This is a genomic window from Bradyrhizobium denitrificans (assembly GCF_013179005.1).
Classification (GTDB): domain Bacteria; phylum Pseudomonadota; class Alphaproteobacteria; order Rhizobiales; family Xanthobacteraceae; genus Bradyrhizobium; species Bradyrhizobium denitrificans.
This window is the reverse complement of sequence record NZ_JABFDP010000020.1, coordinates 145392-165556: the sequence shown is the minus strand read 5'-3', so window position 1 is coordinate 165556 and position 20165 is coordinate 145392. Positions and strand designations below refer to the sequence as shown.

Here is a 20165-nt window from a genome sequence, read left to right as displayed (position 1 = left end):
CATCAATGTTTTTGGTTCGGTCACGGCGCATCCAATGCCGGCAAAGGCCGCGACCACGGCCTTCTAGAGGGCGATCGGACGGCAAGCGGCCCGGGCCGGCAATGGCAGAGGGGCGGCTATTTTCCGCCGCGCGCCGCCGACGGGACACTCACATTATATATGGGGTGATGGCGCGCTTTGCATCGCGAAGCAAAATAGCCGCCCCCTGCCATCCTCCGCTGGCGCTGCGGCCCTCCGCTGCCGCTCCGGGTTCTGCCCCGTTCCGCCTGCCGTCTGGGTGATCGCCACGAAGGCCGCGATGGTCGCGGCCGAACCGGCAAAGGACTTAACCCATGACCGACCATGATGACATCGAGCCAGCACACGGCGAATCTCCGACCGAGCACATCCTCAGTGAACTGCAGCTCTTTGGCTACCGTCCATTTGACGACCAACCTGATCCCAGGCCGCTCCCTGATGGCAAGCTCATCGCGGGCGCCGTCGCTGACATCTTCGACGCCTTCGTCGCCACCTTGAGCGATACACGGCTTGAGCCGGACCTCGAGGACCTGCTCTGGTCGACCGTCAACCTCTTCCATCGTGCCACCGATCGCATCGGACGCCAGCTCGACGACAACGAACAGGCCCAGCGCAGGAGCCAGCGCGAGCAGAACGGCTCGGAAGTGCAATCGGTCGAACTCGAGCGCCTGACGGCAGAAGGCATCACGCTGATCGAACGGCGTAACTGTCTCGAACTCTTCCGAGATCAGGCTATCGAACGCTTCGAGGTCCACACCGGGTCATACTGGCGTCCCCGGTCGGGATCGCTCGTCAACCATCGCACGCTCACTGCGGCCATGATCGACTCCCGGGAGTTCATCGCAGCCAAGCGCCGCGCCGAGACCGAGGTCATGTTGCCGGCGGGACCAAAGGTCGCTCTGACCGGCGGTCTCGACTTCAATGACCACCATTTGATCTGGGATCGCCTCGACAAAGTTCATGCCAAGCATCCCGACATGGTCCTCATCCATGGCGGTTCGCCAAAAGGCGCCGAGTTGATCGCCTCCAAATGGGCTGTTAGCCGCAAGGTACCCCAGATTGCGTTCAAGCCGGACTGGACGAAGCACGCCAAGGCGGCACCGTTCAGGCGCAACGACGCCATGCTCGAACTGCTGCCGATCGGCGTCATGCATTTCCCGGGCACCGGAATCCAGGACAACCTTGCCGACAAGGCGAAGCGCCTCTGCATCGCCGTTTGGAAATTCGGCGCATCGTGAGCGCCGACCTGCCATCTTTCACACCACCGAGGTGGAGTTGCATCGCCGCAACTCCGCCCCGTTTCGATTGCATGTTTGAACTTGCGCCGTGGTGGTGGTGGAAGGCGCAACCATATCTCTTTGCATATGGAGCCACCACCATGCTCGCCCTTGGACTTCTCCTGAACTTCGCTGGCATTGGCTTGTTCTGCTGGCTGATCTTCACGTTGGCAGTATACGCGTTGCCATTCTTTGTCGGCCTCACCGTCTTCATGCTGGCATTGCACGGCGGCGCCGGCACCCTCGGAGCGCCGCTTGTCGGCATTGCCGCCGGCGGCATGACTCTTGCGATAGGTCAAATGGCATTCGTATTGACACGCTCCCTGGTCATCCGTGCCATTATTGCCGCCCTGTTTGCGGTACCGGCGACACTTGCTGGCTATCACGTGGTATTTGCGATGTCCCAGTTCGGCGTTCCGTCATTGCTATGGCGAGAGATCTTCGCTTGCGTCGGCGCGATCTTTATTGGCGGCACGGCGTGGGCGCGGTTGACCGTCCTCACTGAAACCCGCCCGCTGGATTCGGGCAGGGCAGTCGGGAGCGATCCCAAACCGATTCTCACAACCGCAGCGCACAAGTAAGGATCCTGCGCCATCTGTCGGTCCAACGTGCAGGCTAAAGCGGCACACCGAACGCGGTTTGACGCCTTGAACGAGTGATGGTCGCGACCTTTCTCCGGAGCACTTCGATGAGAGGGCGTTGATTGCGACCAGTCCACGCGGATGCGGCGCTGGAGCCGTTCGTTCGCGGTTGGCTTTGTGCTGACGATATCGCCTTTTGCCTTCCTTCGTTGCATTTCCTACGCCGAACGTTTCGACCTCTTGCCTGACCGAACCGAGACCCGCCATCTTCTCCCGGACTTGTGGCTCAGCACGCGACGCACGTGGCCTCTGTGATGGCTTGATCTGGCCGAAGACCGGCTACGCCTCGATCGTCTGAGCCGCAACGCCGTCGCTTAAGACTTTCTTCCCCTGGGCTAAAGCCCATTCCTCGCGAGGCAAGAAAGTCTCTACGACAGCGTCCTCCGCTGCGCTGCGGCCCGAGCGGGTGCGTCGCCGATCGTCCTCGGCCTGTAGATCGCCATCGAGGCCGCGGTGGTCGCGGGCTCGAAACACAACAGGAGCAGTGACATGGCTACCATCGGTTCTTTCAAGAAGGTCGGCAACGATTTCCAGGGTGAGATCGTCACCCTTAGCCTGAAGGCCAAAGGCGTTCGCATCGTCGCCGAGGTCAGTTCCTCCAACGACAAGGCTCCCAGCCACCGTGTCTTCGTCGGCCGCGCCGAGATCGGAGCCGCCTGGTCGAAGCGCTCTGAGGAAGGTCGCGACTACCTCTCACTCAAGCTTGACGACCCCTCCTTCACCGCGCCCATCTACGCCAACCTGTTCGACGATGAAGGTGGCGAAGGCTACACGCTGCTGTGGTCGCGCCCGCGGAAGAATGGCGACTAATAATCGCTTCGACCACGCCCCGCCCGACCAAATCGGGCGGGGCTTTCAACATCCTGCTTTTAGGCGTTAGTCGACGAAGCGTTATTTACGTTTCCCGCTCCTCGTTCGCTCGCTGCGGGCCTCGTCATCCGGGACAACGAGGTCGACGTGGCTGACACCGAGCGTGCCGGCAAGTTCGAATAGTGTCACAACAGTCGGATTGCGCCGGCCCGTTTCGAGCCCGCTAATATATTGCTGAGTGAAGCCAGAAGCTTCCGCGAAACCTTCCTGCGTGAAGCCCTTCGCTTTTCTAAGTCTTCCAAAATTGCGACCTACCAATTTGCGCATATCCATGCGCGCAAACTGCGTCTTTACATACTATGAGGTTTATCCTCTATAATGTGTATTAAGAAGAATCTTGCTGGTGACGCAGATAAAATTGGGACTAAAATAAGTCCGGTGGGTCAGTTAGAACCTTGAATCGTTCGCTTTATGATACGCTCATGAAAAAGCCACCACGAGATCCAGACGTTGACGATATCGCACCAACGGATTCCGTGCTGACGGTCTACGATGAGGAGCATGTGATCACTTATCTGCGTATGCTTGATGCAGACGCCGAGGGTGCGGACTGGCGCGAGGTGGCCCAGGTAGTGCTGCACATCAATCCCGAGCTTGAGCCTGATCGCGCGAAACGTGCTTTTGATACCCACCTGACCCGCGCCAAATGGATGACGGAGCATGGATATCGCCATTTGCTTCGTGGCGGAGCATCGAATCCAAATCTTTGAGTGCGTCGTGAAACAACTTTCTTTCGAATAAGCGTATCGTCTAATTGCATCACGCGATGCGTATTTAGGGACTAGCTGCAACCATAGGTCCTCACAATGATGCCGCCGCCAGCGCGGCAACTCACCGGGGACGAGTCTATGCGAAAGTTCAACTGGAGATCGTTAGACGATTCCTACTACGACCAAATCGAACAAGCGGAAATGACCGGAATTGCGTGGGAATGTCTCCGTCGGAACGCCTCGTACCGGCGGGATCATCAAGCGGCGCACTCCTCCGCCTCCAGCGTAGGCGCCGGTTTTCGGCAGCATTGGGGGTTGGTTTTTCGCAGCTGATCCCGATCGATCTTTCTTCGAACAGACGGTCTACTGGGCTCCTGAGGCGTTGCCGACGATCGTGCCGGTGCGGCCGACGTTGCTCGTCGGCTCGCACGCGTACGTTAGACTGGATCTCAGCGAACTGACGGAGAGTGGGCTGCAGCACGCTCCGGACGGATGGCACGCCGTGTTGCATCTGCGCGGCGTGGAGCATCGTATCTGGTTCAAAGAAGCCCCGCTTGCCGCTGGCGCGTATGTGGTCGAGTTGCCGCTCGACCGCGACTTCGATTTCAGGGCGGACGCGAGCAGACGCTTGTGGCGCGGACTCAAAGGCCGGCCACAGGGCGCGCCTCTGCACGCGCTCTCCGGGCATCGCCGGCGTCGAGTGGCGCTCGCCTTGCGCGCATCCGATGCACGGACGGATGGCGCCACCTATCGCGAGATCGCAAAAGTCTTGCTCCCCGCCCATCGAATTTCCGCGCGAGCTTGGCCCACGCATGAGGTACGCAATCAGATCATCCGCCTCGTCAAGACCGGCTTTGCTTTGATCAAGGGAGGTTACCGAACTTTTCTGAGGCCTCTCTCCCGCAAGAAGTAGAACAGTCTCCTTGGGGTATCGAAAATAGACCCCCCGATCTTCGGCATCCCCCTTAGCGGCTCTCTTCCGCCATGGTGTCCGTCGCCGCGCCGATGCTGTCGCCGGCGCACTTGACCAACGTGGAGCCCCTCTGATGCCTGATCCCAACGCCGGCCTGCCGCCACGATACTTGCGCACTTCCGAGGCCGCCCGATTCCTAGGCCTTTCACCTCGCACGCTGGAAAAGCACCGGATCTACGGCACTGGTCCGACGTATCGGAAAATCGGGGCCCGCGTCGTTTACGCGATTGCGGATCTCAACGCATGGGCGGATCGCGGTACCAAAACTTCGACCAGCGATCCCGGCGTCGGCACGGTGCTGCCGGCCAAGCGGCATCCCATTCCCTACGCGGGAAAGGAGCGGCGCTGATCCATGAAGACAATTCCCCACTCCCCCGACCGCCCTCTGGCCAAGGATGTCAGCGAACGCGATCTCACGACCGTTGAGATCTTGTGGCTCGAGAGGCGCATCGAGAACCGCATTCGATTTGGCCGGCATGTTGCCGAGAAATCTCTCGACCGCAACCGGCGCGTGTTATCATTCTCTCCCGGCAGCATCTTTGCCTTTGTCCGCTGGACGTCTAACGACTTTGGCACCGTGCTTTCACGCATCGACATCCTGCGCGCGGCGATGCCGGGCCAGCGCTACTCGACGGTGCCCTGGATTGCGCCGGGTGGCGAGAGCTTGTTGCGGCTGTCCGGTTGGCCGAAGGTCGAACGGGTGCTGCAATTAATCGATGCGGTCGAAGCGCTCGGCATCGATCCGGCCGACGTAGCTCCTGAGTATTGGCATCACGTTCATAACCGGTTGTCGGTGAACGAAACACCTCGGCCCTACACCAAATCCCGCCATCAAGCCTGGCTCCATCGACGGAGAGTAACGTCATGAGCGGTCGGTGTACTGCACTGTTCACGACCTTTGTTGCAACAAGCCTGCTCATGTCCACGGTCGGTGGGACAACGCCGCGCTACATCTGGAACGCATCCACCAGCGTTCCCGCCGGCCTTTACCGCATTCAACCCGTTACCCGTTTGTCCGTCACCGAACTGGTCGCCGTGGAGCCTCCGTACCTGCTCGCTGTATTCCTGGATCTCAATGGTTATCTGCCGATCGGCATCCCCATGCTCAAGCGGGTGTTGGCGCTTCCTGGGCAGACCGTTTGCAGGACGGGCTTGGTCATCGCCGTCGACGGCATTGGTGTGGGCGAGGCACGCGAGCGTGACGGCCGGGGCCGCCCACTTCCAATTTGGGAGGGATGTCGCGTCATCGCCGAGGGCGACGTCTTTGTCATGAACTGGCAGTCCGGCGATTCGCTCGACGGTCGATATTTTGGACCCTTGCCTTCATCCGCCGTCATCGGCAAAGCCGTGCCTGTGTGGACTGACAAGGAGTGATCATGAAGGGGGCTCTCACTTCTCCGGCTGATCGCGCACCGGTCAAAAACGCTCTGATCTTTCCTTATCGGCGAAGGCCGAATGTCGGAAAACATCCGCTCCGCCTGCAATGGAAATGCTCGAAAGGTGCATCAGAAAGATCGCTTGTCAGACGCCGTTCGCTCAATGCCTTCGTCCGCATCATCTTAACAATCGCGACGTTATTATGCCAGGCTGCCGTCTTCACGGAGTCCAAAGCGCGTGCGGATGCGCAGCTTGCCCCGCGTGCACAGCCGGTCAACAGGTTCGCCGAATTGGTTGCGGATGCCGCAGCCCGGTTTACCGTGCCGGCGCGATGGATTAGCGCTGTGATGCAGATTGAGAGCGGCGGAGACGAGCGTGCGATCTCGTCTCGTGGCGCAATCGGCCTCATACAACTCATGCCAACGACCTGGGTCGAACTCAGCGTTCGCCACGGGCTCGGGCTCGATCCCTTCGAGCCTCGGGACAACATCCTGGCGGGAGGCGCCTACCTTAGGGAGCTGCATGATCGTTTTGGATCGGCGGGTTTCCTTGCGGCCTATCACGCCGGTCCGGCGCGGTACGAACAACATCTGGCGACAGGCCGACCGCTTCCTCCGGAAACGACGGCCTACGTCGCGGCCGTCGCGTTATTGTTGAATCACCAGCAAGTCGAAGCGACCCAAATTCGCACCAAACGTTCTTTTCTGTGGCAGGAAGCTCCCCTGTTTGTTGAGCGAGCGGGCGCGCCGTGACGGACATCCGGTTTGCATTCGAAACGCTGCAACACGATGATGCTAAGGCTCTCGGGTTTGCTGCTGAAGGACCCTTTGCTAAGGCGGCAATAGTTCGCGGAGGTTTACGATATTACGTTTTGACGGCATATGGGCGATGCCTTCGGCCCGCGCTCTACTCGTCGCTTCGCTCCTCACCGAGCCACCCTACGGGTGTCTCGGCCCTCCGGGTAACGATCGCTATCGCGAGCGCTCGCTTCGCTCGCAATCAGTGGGCGGCTTCGCGGGTACTGAGAGTCTGTTGGCTTGGAAGTTGGGCCCTCGGAACCAGCGACCGAGGAGGGCAGGATAAAAGCCGCAAGGTGCGGCCGGTCGGTCGGTTGGAAGATGGCAGCAATTTCAGCCATGCCCCGAACATTGCGAACATTCAGCGCAACTTGCCATTCTTGATAGCACGCTGCTTTCCTTCAGTTTTCGACACCTTATGGAAAAATCGATGAGCGGTAACGACGAATTCCACGTACGCCCGGGCAAGATTCGCTCGACACGTGGACCGCGCACAAAGCCGTTCCTGGCGCAGGCGCTTCAGGCCGCGCAGAAGGCGGGTGGTCTCTCACGAGTCTCCGGCAGCCGTGGCAGCCGGTTCGGGCGCGGCCGCGCTGCGAGCCTGGCCGCGTCGCGCATGCTGCAAGCCGGTGGCCGTGGCGCCATGGTCAAGGCACGCGTCGTCCGCCAGATGCGCTCGCCGGGAGCGCTACGATCCCATATCGGATATCTCAAGCGCGATGGTGTCACCCGCGACGGCTCGCGCGGGAAACTGTTCGATGCCGCCGGAGATGAGGCGGACGGCCGAGACTTTGCCGAGCGATGCGAGGGTGACCGCCATCATTTCCGGTTCATTGTCTCGCCGGACGACGCCGGCGAGCTATCGAGCTTGCGCAGCTTTACCCGAGAGCTGATGGACCAAGCCTCGCGCGACCTCGGCACGCAACTCGACTGGGTCGCCGTCGACCACTGGAATACCGAACATCCTCATATCCATATCTTGGTGCGGGGCCGCGCTGACGACGGCTCTGATCTCGTCATCAGCCGCGACTATATCGCAACCGGGTTGCGCGCCCGTGCCGGCGACCTCGTCACCCGCGAGCTTGGTCCGCGATCGGAGTTGGAGGTCCGTCGTGGTCTTGAAGCGGAGGTGACAGCAGAACGCTGGACAAAGCTCGATCGCGCGCTTGCCCGGGAAGCGAGTAGGGCGGAAGGGGTGGTTGATCTCCGGCCTGACCGTGACGCCGCGGGTGACCCGCTGCGGGAGTTGCGGATGGGTCGGATGCGGACGCTTGAGCGGCTGGGCTTGGCCGAGCCCGCCGGGTCCGCACGCTGGGTTCTGGCCCCGGATGCCGAGCAGCGCTTGCGCGCGCTCGGAGAGCGCGGCGATATCATCAAACGGCTGCATAGGACGCTTACAAGAGACGGTGCAGCTCGCGCACCATCTTCCTGGGTGCTGGAGGGCGAAACCCACGGTGAGCCGATCGTCGGCCGCCTTATGGCGCGTGGCCTCGACGATGAGCTGCGCGGAACCGCATTTGCCGTCGTTGACGGGATCGATGGGCGCGTTCATCACCTCAGGCTTACCGACATCGAGATGGCCGGCGACGGTCCGATCGGTGGCATCGTGGAATTGCGCCGCTTTGAGGATGCAAGGAGCAGGCAGCGGATTGCGCTCGCGGTCCGCTCGGATCTCAATCTTGATCAGCAAGTGGCAGCGGAAGGGGCGACTTGGCTGGACCGGCGACTGGTCGCCAAGGAGCCCGTCGAGCTTTCACGCGCCGGTTTCGGCGCCGAGGTTCGCGCCGCGCTTGATCGGCGCATCGATACCCTGGCCGGGCAGGGGCTTGCCCGCCGCGACCGAGATAAGGTCACACTCGGGCGTAACCTGGTAAGTACGCTGCGCAGCCGCGAGCTCGATGCAGTCGGACGACGTCTCGCCTCGGAAACAGGGTTGGCGCATTTGCCCGCTGAGCCAGGGGAGCACGTCACAGGGGTTTACCGCCGACGGCTGTCACTCGCATCCGGCCGCTTCGCCATGATCGACAATGGCTTGGGCTTCCAGCTCGTGCCCTGGATACCTTCCCTCGAACGTGAACTTAACCGGCAGGTGAATGGCGTTGCAGGTCCGGGCGGGGTCGAATGGAGCTTTGGCCGCAAGCGCGACCTCTCGCTCTGACCCGCCGATCTCTACGCCATGGTGCGCGCGATCACGACGGCGAGCGCATTGCTGTTGAGTGTCAGCGGGAGATAAGCATCCCCTCTGAATATGTCCGCAACCAAAATCCTCTGGGGGCAACTCTTCTTCGTATCAATGATCGTGCTCGCCTTCCTCTGGGCGGCGACCGAATGGACGGCCTGGCGCCTCGGCTTCCAGCCGCAACTCGGACCCGCCTGGTTCATGATCGGGCGCTGGCCGGTCTATCAGCCGCTCGCCCTCTTCATCTGGTGGTTTCATTTCGACGCCTACGCGCCGCGAATTTTCCTCGAGGGGGGAGGCATCGCCGCAAGTGGCGGGATCGCGGCCATGGGCGTTGCCATCATCCTGTCGGTCTGGCGCGCAAAGGAAGCCCAACAGGTCACGACGTATGGCTCGGCACGCTGGGCCGTTACCAAGGAGGTGCGCCGCGCAGGGCTGCTCGGACCCGACGGTGTCGTTCTTGGCCGACTGGGTGGCTGCTATCTCCGCCACAATGGTCCGGAGCACGTGCTGTGCTTTGCGCCGACTCGGTCGGGAAAGGGTGTTGGTCTCGTCATCCCGACCCTCCTGACATGGCCGTATTCCACTGTTGTTCACGACATCAAGGGCGAGAATTTCCAGTTGACCTCCGGCTGGCGCGCCCAGTTCGGGTCGGTACTTCTATTTGATCCGACCAATCCTGCGAGCGCCGCCTACAATCCGTTGCTTGAGATTCGTAAAGGCGACTATGAGGTCCGCGACGCCCAGAATATCGCCGATATTCTGGTCGATCCCGAAGGTGCACTCGAGCGCCGAAATCATTGGGAGAAGACCAGCCATTCGTTGCTCGTCGGTGCCATTCTGCATGTTCTCTACGCCGAAGCCGACAAGACCCTTGCGGGGGTCGCCAACTTCTTGTCGGACCCATCGCGCCCGATAGAGGCTACGCTTAACGCGATGCTGGCGACGCCGCACCTCGGCGAGCGCGTCCATCCGGTGGTGGCCTCGGCGGCGCGCGAATTGCTCAACAAGAGCGAGAACGAGCGCTCAGGGGTGTTGTCGACGACGATGAGTTTTCTGGGGCTTTACCGCGATCCCGTGGTTGCCAAGGTGACGGGTCGAAGCGACTGGCGCATCCGTGACCTGGTCGATGGGGGTCGACCTATATCCCTCTATCTGGTGGTGCCGCCCTCGGACATCGCCCGGACAAAACCCCTGATGCGCCTCGTACTCAATCAGATCGGACGACGGCTCACCGAGAGCCTGGATACCGGCCGGCGACGGCAGAAGCTACTTCTGATGCTCGATGAGTTCGCAGCGCTCGGCCGGCTTGACTTCTTCGAGAGCCAGCTTGCATTCATGGCAGGTTACGGTATCCGCGGCTTCTTGATCACACAGAGCTTGAATCAACTCGAACGCGCCTATGGACCAAACCACGCCATCCTCGACAATTGCCACATCCGTATCGCGTTCTCCACCAACGATGAGCGCACCGCCAAGCGCGTATCGGATGCGCTTGGGACCGCAACCGAGATGCGCGCGATGAAGAACTATGCCGGGCATCGCCTCTCGCCGTGGCTTGGCCATCTGATGGTGAGCCGCCAGGAAACCTCGCGTCCGCTGCTGACACCAGGCGAAGTCATGCAACTCTCGCCCAACGAGGCGATTGTGATGGTCTCTGGCGTTCATCCGCTTCGCGCTCGTAAGGTCCGGTACTATGAGGACCCGCAGTTCCAGAGCCGGATTTTGAAGCCACCCCGCGCCGTGCCGATCGACAAGCTCGCGCAACCCGATGAGTGGTCGGCACATGCACCAATTCTTCCGTCGGCCAAATTGCTCACCGCTCTCAAAAACAAAGTACGCGACCAGAATGGTGGCCTTCGCCGCGAACCGGAACTGCCGCAACATGAGGAGATCGTCATGAAGGCGCCGCTCGCCGAAAACGAATTCGATACTTCGCCGGACGAGGATGATTCCAATGCCGTGCAAGCGACCGCCCTGAACCGATCGATGCAGGGACTGGCACGCGCCGTCAGCCTCGATCCCGATGACAAGATGGACCTGTAAGCAAGTGAGATGAAAAAGGCCCAACTCAGCATCTACCTCGATCAAGAGGTCTTCGCGAGCCTGGAGGCCTACGCCAAGCGTCAAGACAAGCCAAAGTCCCTGGTTGCCGAGGCCGCCATAGCGTCGTTTCTTTCCCCTGACGATTCCGATCGGCGGGAAGCTGCGATCGCGAAACGGCTGGACCGAATCGTGCGGGTGCTTGAGCGGCTCGAACGCAATGACGGCGTTACGCTAGAAACAATAGCTCTGTTCATCCGTTTCTGGCTGACGTCGACACCGGCGCTTCCGGAGCATTCGGGCGCGGCGGCGCGCGCGAAGGGCGCCGAACGCTACGATCGCTTTGTCGAAGCGCTAGGCCGGCGCCTCTCCAGTGGTTCGACGGTGCTGAAGGAAGTCAGCATAGAACTGCCTGAGGTCGAAAAACCCGCGCAGTCTAAAGGCCAGGGCGGCTCTCCGTCAGGATGATGCCATTTCAGTTTGAAAAAGGGCCGGACGTCAAAGGCTCACTTGTGAAGGCGATTGCACACCTGGTTCGAGAAACGGCTTTTCTCTGAATCTGACGATCGTCTAATTGGCAATCCGCCAAACAGATCGATCCTCCCCTCGCTTATGGTCGTTACCGTTCAGTGGAATTCCGTAACTCCTTTCTTTTTCTACGCCACAGCATGGCCGAGAGTTCTGCTCTGTTGAAGCCAAGCTCGGCCTATCCTTTCTGTACCCATCAGTTGGATTCACCCATCAATCGTGTCGCGAAGCCGCGATCCTGATCATGGGCCGTTGGGGACTATCAGGATATGCAACAACTGGCCGAACAGGATCCGCAAGCGGATCGCGTTGACGTGCGACCCGTGCGCAGGCGCAAAACCTCGGAGCGCCGCAAGGTGACGGTCCGGCTTAGTGAACGTGTCTGTGGTCGGCTCGACGTAGCAACCGACCTACCTGGCGTCGGCAAGAGTATGCTCGTTGAAGCTGCTCTCGAGCATTTCCTGAACCCCGCCGCATCGCTCGAGACGCTGCTGCTTCAGCGTCTCGACAATATGCACGCCAAATTTGACCATCTCGAGCGCGATATGCGGTTGATTGCCGAGACCGTCGCCCTGCACGCTCGATACCATCTCGCCGTTATTCCGCCTATTCCGCAGTCGCAACAACGCGAGGCGATTGTTCGCGGCGACGAGCGCTTCAAGGTCTTGGCGGAGCAGGTCGACCGACGTGTTCGCCAGGGGCGACCTCTCATGCAGGAGACAATCGACCGTCTGAGTTCGGCTGAGTACGGAGATTCCGAACCGGCAAGAGGCGGCGGACCGATGGACGAACTGGAGCTTGCCCAAAAGCATCCGAATACCACCTCGGAGCGCGTTGACCTCGAACAGACACCGCCGGCCCCAGCCGAAGCGGTGCACGGCAAACCAAGCTTTTCCGAACAACCTGGTGCCGACCGGGCCAAAACTGTCTCGGATGGAGAGCCCAACCTTCGAGCCGCACGGAATTTCGGTCCAGAATCATCAACGGGAAAGCTGGAGACTTCGTGCGAGAAGCCGCTGCCAAAGTGGCGGCTCATCCTATCCGTGTTCCTTCCCTTTGTTGCCGGCTATTATCTCTCTTTCCTTTTTCGCACGATTAATGCGTCGATTTCGCCGGCACTGGCGGCCGATTTTGGGCTCGGCGCGGCCGAGACGGGGTTGCTCGCATCGGTTTATTTCCTGGTCTTTGCCGGGGCTCAGATCCCGCTCGGCGTGCTCCTTGATCGATACGGTCCGCGGCGGGTCCAGAGCGTGTTGCTGGTGATTGCGGTCGGGGGTGTGACCTTGTTTGGCAACGCCGACAGCTTTGCTGAGCTTCTCATTGGCCGCGCCCTCATAGGACTCGGCGTTGCCGCCTCGTTGATGGCCGGCCTCAAGGCAATTGTCACCTGGTTTCCGAAAGACCGAGTAGCATTCGTCAATGGCGGAATGATCATGCTTGGCTCGCTGGGGGCCGTTACGGCTACTGTGCCGATCGATGTTCTCCTGAACTGGATTGGCTGGCGGAGCCTGTTCGAAGTCTTGACGGTCGCGACGCTGGCTACCGCCGGGCTCATCTATTTTGCCGTGCCTGAGCCGGAGGGAAGCTCAAAACACGCTTCGTCTTTTGGGAAGCCGCTTACATTGCGCTCCGTCTTTTCGGATGCACGCTTCCTACGGATTGCCCCTCTCTCGGCAACCTGCATCGGGTCGTCTTGGGCAATGCACTCGCTGTGGGCTGCATCCTGGCTCGCTGATGTTGAAGGGTTTGACCATCAAGCCGTGGTGAATCAGCTCTTCACGATGGCCATTGGAATCAGCCTGGGCGCGTTACTGCTGGGGATAATCGCGGATCGTCTGCGCAAACGTGGCGTACCGACCGAAGTTCTTTTGGCAGTCGTCGGCGCGCTGTTCATGTTGGCCGAAATCGCCCTGGTTCTGCGCGCCCCGCTGCCATCCGTCATGCTATGGTCCGTTGTATCAGTTGTAGGCGCCGCCACTGTGCTGAGCTTTGCGATGATAGCCGATTACTTTCCCGTCGAGATCGCGGCGCGTGCGAATGGCGCTTTGAATCTGCTGCATTTCGGTGGGGCATTCGCGATCCAATACGGGATCGGCGTGATCGTCAACCAATGGGCGCCCCAGAATGGGCAGTATCCAGAGGTTGCCTATCAAATTGCATTCAGTTGCGGCATTGCGCTCCAGGCTGCAGCGTTGATCTGGTTTGCAGTACCCTGGTTGAGGAACTTTGTCAGATATCTCTCTGCTTCAATTGCGTCGCCACTCGTCGGTTTGGATAGGCCGATGGCGCTCGTGCCGGTGGCCGAAGGAGTTGTCTTAGAGGCGTCTCGAGAGGATTGGTGAGGTTGCTACGTTTCATTTGCGACTGAAGCCGTAGCCTTGAAATTGCCAGCGCTTAAGGAAAGGAAGGTTCTAGCTCACGACATAAGATCGCGCTGGTGGCCGATGATCTGAAGAGTAAAAAGGCCGCCGGCTCGTGGCTGTTCTTGCAAAAGCGATGTCGAAGCTCAGTTGCGCCAAACTAAGCGCTCGAATTCATCAGTACCCAGCCATAGCTCGATGATTTAAGTTCGACGAATGCAAGTAGTTCGCTGTTGGCCGTCGCGACACGACGACATGGATTATATCCTATTGAAGAAGCATTGATCCTGGTCGCGTGCTCGAAGACGCGGGCAGAAGCAGAACCGAATCGCCGGCACGAGAAATTAGTTTATTTGCAGCATAATCTCGTTGCGACGGAAAATCGGCAAAGTCCAGGGAGGATTGTAGAAGGCTGCCAGCGCTTCGCCCGTCGTTTTGAGGTTGTGACCGCTAGCATAATTGCGAAGTTCGGCGGTCTTTGTCTCAATGATGGCGCCGGTAGCCAGGCCTGAAAAACGCACGACGAGCATACGCCTTGCCGGTTGAGGATGGAGCGTGACGCGTGGATCATTCGGCTGAGGTAATGTATCGAGGGTCCGGTTTGCGGGCATGACGAAGCGGATGATCCACAGATCGTTTTCGTCGGCCTGCTGGCTAACAGGTGCGGTCATCGCGATCTTCTGCTTTCCTTCCTGCTGAACCGGAGCCGTCATCGCAATGGTCTTATTCGGCTTGTTGGCTCCAAAAATATAGGCGGCAATAAGTCGAAAGCCTTCCTGAATGGCCGGTTCGCGCTCACCTGAAACCTTGGCTTCGGCCAAAATCATCTCCGAATAGTTGCGGATCTCAATCGAACCTGCGCGCTCGACGAGCTCGTATTTTGGTTGCTCGACACGACTCATGATTGGGCCCGCGGCGATCCCCGCAGCGGCAACTACTCCGACGACCACAACAAGCCACACGAGCAATTTAGGTTTTCCCGCTCGAACCGAGGCGACATTGAGCGAAACTCTTGCCATATTCATGGATATCACACTTCATGGCGGATGTGGACAAAACGGAATGTTCCTTCCCCGTCAGATGGCGTCCACTTGGGCTCGCTGAGTCTCTGCCGTTGCATGTGATGTGGCTTTCATCTCGGCATTCGAATCCGAACATTCCGGCCTTTCTTTTCGTACGCCAGGCCACGAACCGAACATCTGACTTGTTGCGTTTGATCATCTCCTGCCTTTTCTAATCATCCCCATCTGAGGCCGCTCGGACGGCCTCGGTCTTTGGGGAAGATAGTGGCAATTCATTCCATACGAACGGAAGCAATCTCGCGCGGTGCGCGCATGCTACGCACGGCATTCGGTCCTGCGATCGCACGCTTCCTCGAAGATCCCGCCATCGTTGAAGTCATGCTCAATCCCGATGGGCGATTGTGGATCGACCGGCTGTCGAGTGGTTTGGCAGATACCGGAGAGACGATGCCCGCCTCGGACGGGGAGCGCATCATTCGATTGGTTGCCCACCACGTCGGTGCCGAAGTCCATGCAGCCAACCCGCGTATTTCGGCTGAGTTACCAGAGACGGGGGAGCGCTTCGAGGGACTACTGCCGCCGGTCGTCGCGGCTCCGGCCTTCGCCATCCGCAAGCCTGCAGTCGCCGTGTTCACGCTCGACGATTACGTCGCCACGGGCGTCATGACTTCCGGGCAGGCCACAGCTTTGAAACGCGCAGTCGAAACACGCAAGAACATTCTTGTCGCTGGCGGCACCTCCAGCGGCAAGACGACATTGAGCAATGCACTGCTCGCCGAAGTCGCCAAGACCTCGGATCGGGTTGTCCTCATCGAAGACACCAGAGAGCTTCAGTGCAAGGCGCCTAATCTGGTGGCGTTGCGGACGAAAGACGGGGTGACCTCGTTGTCGGACCTGGTCCGGTCATCGCTCCGCCTTCGGCCCGACCGCATCCCGATCGGAGAGGTGCGCGGGGCAGAGGCGCTTGATTTGCTGAAGGCGTGGGGCACAGGCCATCCCGGTGGAATCGGCACGATCCATGCGGGCTCCGCGATCGGAGCACTACGCCGGCTTGAGCAACTCATCCAGGAAGCCGTCGTCACGGTCCCGCGGGCCCTGATTGCGGAAACCATCAACGTGATCGCCTTCCTCTCCGGCCGCGGTGCCGATCGCCGCCTGGCCGAACTCGCCAGCGTCACCGGGCTCGGTCCTTCCGGTGACTACAGGATCACAGCGATAGAGGACAAGTCATGAGAAATTCACGAAGGGCCTGTTGGACAAGCGTGCTGCTGACCATTTGCCTAGCCGCTAGTTCGGCTTTGGCTGCCGGGTCTAACATGCCCTGGGAGCAGCCGCTCAACCAGATCCTGCAATCGGTCGAAGGCCCCGTCGCCAAGATCATCGCTGTCATCATCATCATCGTTACCGGTCTATCGCTCGCATTCGGCGATACATCGGGGGGATTCCGCAGACTGATCCAGATCGTGTTCGGCCTATCGATCGCTTTCGCAGCTTCGAGCTTCTTCCTGTCGTTCTTCTCATTCGGCGGCGGCGTGGTGATCTGATGGATGCGCAAATTCCAGGCTACATCGCCCCGGTCCATCGTGCGCTTACCGAACCTATCCTCATGGGCGGTGCCCCACGAGCGATCGCCATCCTCAACGGGACGCTCGCGGCCGCGATCGGAATCGGTCTGCGCCTCTGGATCGCGGGCCTCCTGCTTTGGTTCGTCGGCCACTTGGCTGCCGTCTGGGCAGCCAAGCGCGACGCTGACTTTGTCGAAGTCGTCCGCCGGCACCTTCGCATCCCCGGTCATCTCAACACGTGAGTGCCCCCATGATGAATCTTGCCGAATACCGCCGCACCAACACCTGGCTAGCCGACTTTTTACCGTGGGCGGCTCTGGTCGACCAGGGGATCATCCTGAACAAGGATGGGTCGTTCCAGCGCACGGCCAAATTTCGAGGACCGGATCTCGACAGCGCCGTGCCGGCTGAACTAGTTGCTGTTGCCGGGCGCATCAACAACGCGCTGCGCCGGCTTGAATCCGGATGGGCGATCTTTGTCGAGGCGCAGCGTCACTCGGCAGGGGTCTATCCGCCCAACACGTTTCCGGACGTGGCATCTGCCCTGGTCGATGCCGAGCGAAGCGCGCAATTCGAGGAAGCCGGCGCCCATTATGAGTCGAGCTATTTCCTGACCTTTCTCTATCTGCCGCCTGCGGAAGGGACGGCGAAAGCAGAACGCTTGCTCTTCGAGGGCAGCAACCGCACCGTCGATGCCGATGCGCGCGAGATCCTGCGCGGGTTTGTCGACCGTACCAACCGCGTATTGCAGCTCGTCGAAGGTTTTATGCCTGAAAGCGCCTGGCTCGATGACGAAGAGACCCTCACTTACCTGCACTCGACGATTTCGACCAAACGGCATCGGGTCAGGGTCCCCGAAATTCCCATGTATCTCGATGCGCTGCTTGCCGATCGGCCCCTCACCGGTGGGCTTGAGCCGATGCTAGGGTGTGCGCATCTGCGCGTCCTGACCATCGTCGGGTTTCCGACGGCGACGACGCCGGGGATTCTGGACGAGCTAAATCGTCTCGCGTTCGCCTATCGCTGGTCGACCCGTGCGATCATGCTCGACAAGGCGGATGCCATAAAACTTCTGACGAGGATCAGGCGGCAGTGGTTCGCCAAACGGAAGTCAGTTGCTGCGATCCTGAAGGAAGTCATGACCAACGAGACGTCGGCGTTGCTCGACAGCGATGCCCAAAACAAAGCCGTGGACGCCGACGAGGCGCTGCAGGAATTGGGTTCCGATCAGATCGGAGAAGCTCTCGTAACCGCAACGATCTCAGTCTGGGATGCCGATCCCGCTACTGCCGACGAGAAGCTTCGCCTCGTCGAAAAGGTAATCCAGGGCCGTGACTTCACCTGCATGATCGAGACGGTCAATGCCGTCGAGGCCTGGCTCGGCAGCCTGCCGGGACACGTCTACGCCAACGTTCGTCAGCCGCCGATCTCGACGCTGAATCTGGCACACATGATTCCACTATCCGCCGTGTGGGCCGGGGAGGCGAGGGACCATCATCTGAAGGCTCCGCCTCTGTTCCTGGCCAAGACAGAGGGTTCGACCCCGTTCCGGTTTTCACTCCATGTCGGCGATGTCGGACATACGATGGTGGTGGGGCCGACAGGCGCCGGCAAGTCCGTCTTGTTGGCTTTCTTGGCCCTGCAGTTCCGACGTTATCCGCAAGCGCAGATTTTTGCCTTCGATTTTGGTTGCTCCATCCGAGCGGCTGCGCTTGCCATGGGCGGTGATTGGCATGACATCGGTGGTGTCCTCTCCGGCGAGTCCTCCGAGTTCGTTGCGCTTCAGCCACTTGCGCGAATTGACGATCCCTCGGAGCGGGCCTGGGCAGCGGCATGGATTGCCGCAATCCTTGGCCGGGAACGGGTAGAGGTCACGCCGGACACAAAAGCTCTGCTGTGGTCGGCGCTGACCTCGCTGGCTTCGGCGCCGGTTCAGGAAAGGACGCTGACAGGGCTTTCCGTTCTCCTTCAGTCAAACGTGTTGAAACGCGCTCTCGAGCCCTACTGTCTTGGCGGACCCTATGGTCGCATCCTCGATGCGGAGTACGAAGCCCTTGGCGAAGCTTCCGTGCAGGCCTTTGAAACCGATGGGTTGATGAGCACGGCGATTGCGCCGGCTGTACTTTCCTATCTCTTTCACCGGATTGAAGATCGTTTTGATGGCCGGCCAACCCTTCTCATCATCGATGAGGGCTGGCTCGCGCTTGATGATGCCGATTTTGCCGGACAATTGCGGGAGTGGTTGAAGACGCTTCGAAAGAAAAATGCATCGGTCGTGTTCGCGACCCAATCGTTGTCCGATATCGACGGCTCAGCGATTGCGCCTGTTATCATCGAGAGCTGTCCAACGCGGATCCTGCTTCCGAACGACCGCGCCATCGAACCGCAGATCATGGAAATCTACCGGCGTTTTGGGCTGAATGACCGCCAGATCGAGATCCTGGCTCGGGCGACGCCGAAGCGCGATTACTACTGCCAGTCCCGCCGGGGAAACCGCCTGTTCGAGCTTGGTCTCGGCGAAGTTGCGCTCGCCTTCACGGCCGCTTCCTCCAAAGCCGACCAGATCCTCATCGCGGAGGTCATTGCCGAGCATGGCCGTGACGATTTTGTGCGCGGCTGGCTCAGCGCACGCGACATCTCCTGGGCGACCAACCTGATCCCACATCTTCCCGAATTGGAGGCATCCAAATGAACCGCCTTCATCGTATCGCTACAGCCAGCATCATTGCGATCGCGGTTGCCGTCAGCTTGAAACCGGTATCAGCGCAGTTGGTCGTCTTCGATCCCAATAACTATGCGCAGAACGTGCTGACGGCTGCGCGGTCCCTGCAGCAGATCAACAATCAGGTCGTGTCCCTGCAGAATCAGGCGCAGATGCTGATCAATCAGGCCAAGAACCTGGCAAGTTTGCCGTTTTCGTCGCTGTTGCAACTGGAACAGTCAATCCAGCGGACCCAGCAGCTTCTTAGCCAGGCCCAGCGCATCGCCTATGACATGGGACAGATAGACAGTGCTTTCTCGACCACCTACGCGCCGGCAACATCCGGTGCTTCGGACCAGGCGTTGATCGCAAACGCGCAAGCCCGTTGGCAGAACGCGCTTGCCAGTTTTCAAGACGCCATGCGGACGCAGGCAACCGTTGTCGGCAATCTCAATACGAACCGTATCCAACTATCTGCGCTCGTCACCGCGAGCCAAGGCGCGGCCGGCGCTCTGCAGGCGAGCCAGGCCGGCAATCAGCTCCTGGCCTTGCAGGCCCAGCAGCTAGCCGATCTCACCGCGGTCGTTGCCGCTCACGGGCGCGCGCAAAACTTGCAGTCTGCTCAGCATGCCGCCGCGCAGGACCAGGGCAGGGAGCAACTGCGTCGCTTCCTGGCTCCAAGCCAAGTTTATCAACCCACAACAGTACAGATGTTTCACTGATGAAAAAGACAATGCTTGATCGGCTGCCGACGATGGCCGCCATGGTTCTCATCGTCCTGATCGTCGCCGCCTGCGCAATTCGGCTGCGTGATGACGAAAACCAAAACATGTCCGCGAGGTCGTCTCTCGATCAAGCGGTGGACCCTCTCGCAGCAAAGCTCGGGGAGTGCCGCTCGGTGACATCAGAGCAAAAGGACGCTCTGTCCGAGTGCCGAAAAGCTTGGACCGAACAACGCCGTCAGTTCTTGGGGCAGAATCCGCCACGTGCATCGTCCGACAAGAAGACCTCTGAAAAAGGATCCTCAATCTTTGTCTTGCCTAAGGACAGGAGCCGCCTGTCGCCCGCTTCTCCCTCCATTCCGCAATCCGAACAGGAGTGATA

22 protein-coding genes are annotated in these 20165 nt (G+C 60.0%); 20 read left to right on the top strand and 2 right to left on the bottom strand.

Annotation, left to right across the window (positions count from 1 at the left end; genetic code table 11):
• Positions 1 to 332: 332 nt before the first annotated feature.
• From HL671_RS23095 to HL671_RS23085, 3 genes are all read left to right on the top strand, one after another.
• A complete protein-coding gene (locus HL671_RS23095) occupies positions 333 to 1256 on the top strand; it encodes a DUF2493 domain-containing protein (RefSeq protein ID WP_172238986.1) in 924 nt (307 codons plus the stop codon).
• A gap of 140 nt (positions 1257 to 1396) precedes the next feature.
• Entirely contained in the window at positions 1397 to 1876 is a 480-nt protein-coding gene (locus tag HL671_RS23090) for a hypothetical protein (RefSeq protein ID WP_172238983.1), read from the top strand.
• Between the two features lie 549 nt (positions 1877 to 2425).
• Entirely contained in the window at positions 2426 to 2746 is a 321-nt protein-coding gene (locus tag HL671_RS23085; RefSeq protein WP_172238980.1) for a DUF736 domain-containing protein, read from the top strand.
• An 81-nt stretch (positions 2747 to 2827) separates the two neighbouring features.
• On the opposite strand, the gene HL671_RS23080 is transcribed toward HL671_RS23085, so the two are convergent.
• The gene (locus HL671_RS23080; protein WP_172238977.1) at positions 2828 to 3079 is read right to left on the bottom strand and encodes a helix-turn-helix domain-containing protein; all 252 of its coding nucleotides are present in this window, start codon (positions 3077 to 3079) and stop codon (positions 2828 to 2830) included.
• A 149-nt stretch (positions 3080 to 3228) separates the two neighbouring features.
• Between HL671_RS23080 and HL671_RS23075 the strand changes: the two genes are divergently transcribed.
• The 11 genes from HL671_RS23075 (at position 3229) to HL671_RS23030 (ending at position 13755) form a co-directional block, all read left to right on the top strand.
• The gene (locus HL671_RS23075; protein ID WP_172238974.1) at positions 3229 to 3516 is read left to right on the top strand and encodes a DNA -binding domain-containing protein; all 288 of its coding nucleotides are present in this window, start codon (positions 3229 to 3231) and stop codon (positions 3514 to 3516) included.
• Positions 3517 to 3612: 96 nt separating this feature from the next.
• Positions 3613 to 3849: a transcriptional regulator domain-containing protein gene (locus tag HL671_RS38965; protein WP_307769097.1), complete on the top strand. Its 237-nt coding sequence runs from the start codon at positions 3613 to 3615 to the stop codon at positions 3847 to 3849.
• A gap of 49 nt (positions 3850 to 3898) precedes the next feature.
• Entirely contained in the window at positions 3899 to 4429 is a 531-nt protein-coding gene (locus tag HL671_RS23070; RefSeq protein ID WP_210264045.1) for a DUF2285 domain-containing protein, read from the top strand.
• Between the two features lie 133 nt (positions 4430 to 4562).
• Positions 4563 to 4838: a helix-turn-helix transcriptional regulator gene (locus HL671_RS23065; protein WP_172238971.1), complete on the top strand. Its 276-nt coding sequence runs from the start codon at positions 4563 to 4565 to the stop codon at positions 4836 to 4838.
• Positions 4839 to 4841: 3 nt separating this feature from the next.
• Positions 4842 to 5357, top strand: a complete 516-nt coding sequence (locus HL671_RS23060) for a DUF2840 domain-containing protein (RefSeq protein WP_172238968.1) — start codon at positions 4842 to 4844, stop codon at positions 5355 to 5357.
• Positions 5354 to 5863 (top strand): S26 family signal peptidase, encoded by a 510-nt coding sequence (locus HL671_RS23055; protein WP_172238965.1) that lies wholly within the window; start codon positions 5354 to 5356, stop codon positions 5861 to 5863. Before HL671_RS23060 ends, HL671_RS23055 begins: the two co-directional genes overlap by 4 nt.
• Positions 5864 to 5865: 2 nt before the next feature.
• Complete coding sequence (locus HL671_RS23050) at positions 5866 to 6618, top strand: lytic transglycosylase domain-containing protein (RefSeq protein WP_172238962.1); 753 nt, start codon at positions 5866 to 5868, stop codon at positions 6616 to 6618.
• A 475-nt stretch (positions 6619 to 7093) separates the two neighbouring features.
• Positions 7094 to 8821 (top strand): relaxase/mobilization nuclease domain-containing protein, encoded by a 1728-nt coding sequence (locus HL671_RS23045; protein ID WP_172238959.1) that lies wholly within the window; start codon positions 7094 to 7096, stop codon positions 8819 to 8821.
• Positions 8822 to 8911: 90 nt separating this feature from the next.
• Entirely contained in the window at positions 8912 to 10888 is a 1977-nt protein-coding gene (locus HL671_RS23040) for a conjugal transfer protein TraG (protein WP_172238956.1), read from the top strand.
• A gap of 9 nt (positions 10889 to 10897) precedes the next feature.
• Positions 10898 to 11353, top strand: a complete 456-nt coding sequence (locus HL671_RS23035) for a CopG family transcriptional regulator (protein ID WP_172238953.1) — start codon at positions 10898 to 10900, stop codon at positions 11351 to 11353.
• 329 nt (positions 11354 to 11682) lie between these two features.
• On the top strand, positions 11683 to 13755 hold the full coding sequence (locus HL671_RS23030) for an MFS transporter (RefSeq protein WP_246579771.1): 2073 nt from the start codon (positions 11683 to 11685) through the stop codon (positions 13753 to 13755).
• Between the two features lie 362 nt (positions 13756 to 14117).
• Here HL671_RS23030 and HL671_RS23025 read toward each other — a convergent pair whose 3' ends face one another.
• Complete coding sequence (locus HL671_RS23025) at positions 14118 to 14798, bottom strand: SOUL family heme-binding protein (protein WP_246579770.1); 681 nt, start codon at positions 14796 to 14798, stop codon at positions 14118 to 14120.
• A 309-nt stretch (positions 14799 to 15107) separates the two neighbouring features.
• Between HL671_RS23025 and trbB the strand changes: the two genes are divergently transcribed.
• Genes trbB through trbK-alt form a run of 6 tightly spaced genes read left to right on the top strand, consistent with a single transcriptional unit; the run spans position 15108 to position 20163 of the window.
• The gene (gene trbB, locus HL671_RS23020; RefSeq protein ID WP_172238950.1) at positions 15108 to 16028 is read left to right on the top strand and encodes a P-type conjugative transfer ATPase TrbB; all 921 of its coding nucleotides are present in this window, start codon (positions 15108 to 15110) and stop codon (positions 16026 to 16028) included.
• On the top strand, positions 16025 to 16339 hold the full coding sequence (locus tag HL671_RS23015) for a TrbC/VirB2 family type IV secretion system protein (RefSeq protein WP_172238947.1): 315 nt from the start codon (positions 16025 to 16027) through the stop codon (positions 16337 to 16339). The genes trbB and HL671_RS23015 overlap by 4 nt, the downstream gene beginning before the upstream one ends.
• Positions 16339 to 16602, top strand: a complete 264-nt coding sequence (locus HL671_RS23010; protein WP_172238944.1) for a VirB3 family type IV secretion system protein — start codon at positions 16339 to 16341, stop codon at positions 16600 to 16602. The genes HL671_RS23015 and HL671_RS23010 overlap by 1 nt, the downstream gene beginning before the upstream one ends.
• Before the next feature lie 8 nt (positions 16603 to 16610).
• Complete coding sequence (trbE, locus tag HL671_RS23005; RefSeq protein ID WP_172238941.1) at positions 16611 to 19052, top strand: conjugal transfer protein TrbE; 2442 nt, start codon at positions 16611 to 16613, stop codon at positions 19050 to 19052.
• Positions 19049 to 19783 carry a P-type conjugative transfer protein TrbJ gene (gene trbJ / locus HL671_RS23000; RefSeq protein WP_172238938.1) on the top strand — a complete coding sequence of 245 codons (735 nt, stop codon included), beginning with the start codon at positions 19049 to 19051 and terminating at the stop codon, positions 19781 to 19783. The genes trbE and trbJ overlap by 4 nt, the downstream gene beginning before the upstream one ends.
• The gene (trbK-alt, locus tag HL671_RS22995; RefSeq protein ID WP_172238935.1) at positions 19783 to 20163 is read left to right on the top strand and encodes a putative entry exclusion protein TrbK-alt; all 381 of its coding nucleotides are present in this window, start codon (positions 19783 to 19785) and stop codon (positions 20161 to 20163) included. The genes trbJ and trbK-alt overlap by 1 nt, the downstream gene beginning before the upstream one ends.
• Positions 20164 to 20165: the final 2 nt, after the last annotated feature.

What these genes read in the sequence shown, in the direction of transcription:
- trbK-alt (WP_172238935.1), top strand. Translation starts at nt 19,783, where the DNA reads ATGAAAAAGACAATGCTTGATCGGCTGCCGACGATGGCCGCCATGGTT.
- HL671_RS23080 (WP_172238977.1), bottom strand. Translation starts at nt 3,079, where the DNA reads ATGGATATGCGCAAATTGGTAGGTCGCAATTTTGGAAGACTTAGAAAA.
- HL671_RS23035 (WP_172238953.1), top strand. Translation starts at nt 10,898, where the DNA reads ATGAAAAAGGCCCAACTCAGCATCTACCTCGATCAAGAGGTCTTCGCG.
- HL671_RS23010 (WP_172238944.1), top strand. Translation starts at nt 16,339, where the DNA reads ATGGATGCGCAAATTCCAGGCTACATCGCCCCGGTCCATCGTGCGCTT.
- HL671_RS23085 (WP_172238980.1), top strand. Translation starts at nt 2,426, where the DNA reads ATGGCTACCATCGGTTCTTTCAAGAAGGTCGGCAACGATTTCCAGGGT.
- HL671_RS23015 (WP_172238947.1), top strand. Translation starts at nt 16,025, where the DNA reads ATGAGAAATTCACGAAGGGCCTGTTGGACAAGCGTGCTGCTGACCATT.
- HL671_RS23095 (WP_172238986.1), top strand. Translation starts at nt 333, where the DNA reads ATGACCGACCATGATGACATCGAGCCAGCACACGGCGAATCTCCGACC.
- HL671_RS23055 (WP_172238965.1), top strand. Translation starts at nt 5,354, where the DNA reads ATGAGCGGTCGGTGTACTGCACTGTTCACGACCTTTGTTGCAACAAGC.
- trbB (WP_172238950.1), top strand. Translation starts at nt 15,108, where the DNA reads ATGCTACGCACGGCATTCGGTCCTGCGATCGCACGCTTCCTCGAAGAT.
- HL671_RS23050 (WP_172238962.1), top strand. Translation starts at nt 5,866, where the DNA reads ATGAAGGGGGCTCTCACTTCTCCGGCTGATCGCGCACCGGTCAAAAAC.
- HL671_RS23065 (WP_172238971.1), top strand. Translation starts at nt 4,563, where the DNA reads ATGCCTGATCCCAACGCCGGCCTGCCGCCACGATACTTGCGCACTTCC.
- trbJ (WP_172238938.1), top strand. Translation starts at nt 19,049, where the DNA reads ATGAACCGCCTTCATCGTATCGCTACAGCCAGCATCATTGCGATCGCG.
- HL671_RS23040 (WP_172238956.1), top strand. Translation starts at nt 8,912, where the DNA reads ATGTCCGCAACCAAAATCCTCTGGGGGCAACTCTTCTTCGTATCAATG.
- HL671_RS23030 (WP_246579771.1), top strand. Translation starts at nt 11,683, where the DNA reads ATGCAACAACTGGCCGAACAGGATCCGCAAGCGGATCGCGTTGACGTG.
- HL671_RS23090 (WP_172238983.1), top strand. Translation starts at nt 1,397, where the DNA reads ATGCTCGCCCTTGGACTTCTCCTGAACTTCGCTGGCATTGGCTTGTTC.
- HL671_RS23025 (WP_246579770.1), bottom strand. Translation starts at nt 14,798, where the DNA reads ATGAATATGGCAAGAGTTTCGCTCAATGTCGCCTCGGTTCGAGCGGGA.
- HL671_RS23060 (WP_172238968.1), top strand. Translation starts at nt 4,842, where the DNA reads ATGAAGACAATTCCCCACTCCCCCGACCGCCCTCTGGCCAAGGATGTC.
- HL671_RS23075 (WP_172238974.1), top strand. Translation starts at nt 3,229, where the DNA reads ATGAAAAAGCCACCACGAGATCCAGACGTTGACGATATCGCACCAACG.
- HL671_RS23045 (WP_172238959.1), top strand. Translation starts at nt 7,094, where the DNA reads ATGAGCGGTAACGACGAATTCCACGTACGCCCGGGCAAGATTCGCTCG.
- trbE (WP_172238941.1), top strand. Translation starts at nt 16,611, where the DNA reads ATGATGAATCTTGCCGAATACCGCCGCACCAACACCTGGCTAGCCGAC.
- HL671_RS38965 (WP_307769097.1), top strand. Translation starts at nt 3,613, where the DNA reads ATGATGCCGCCGCCAGCGCGGCAACTCACCGGGGACGAGTCTATGCGA.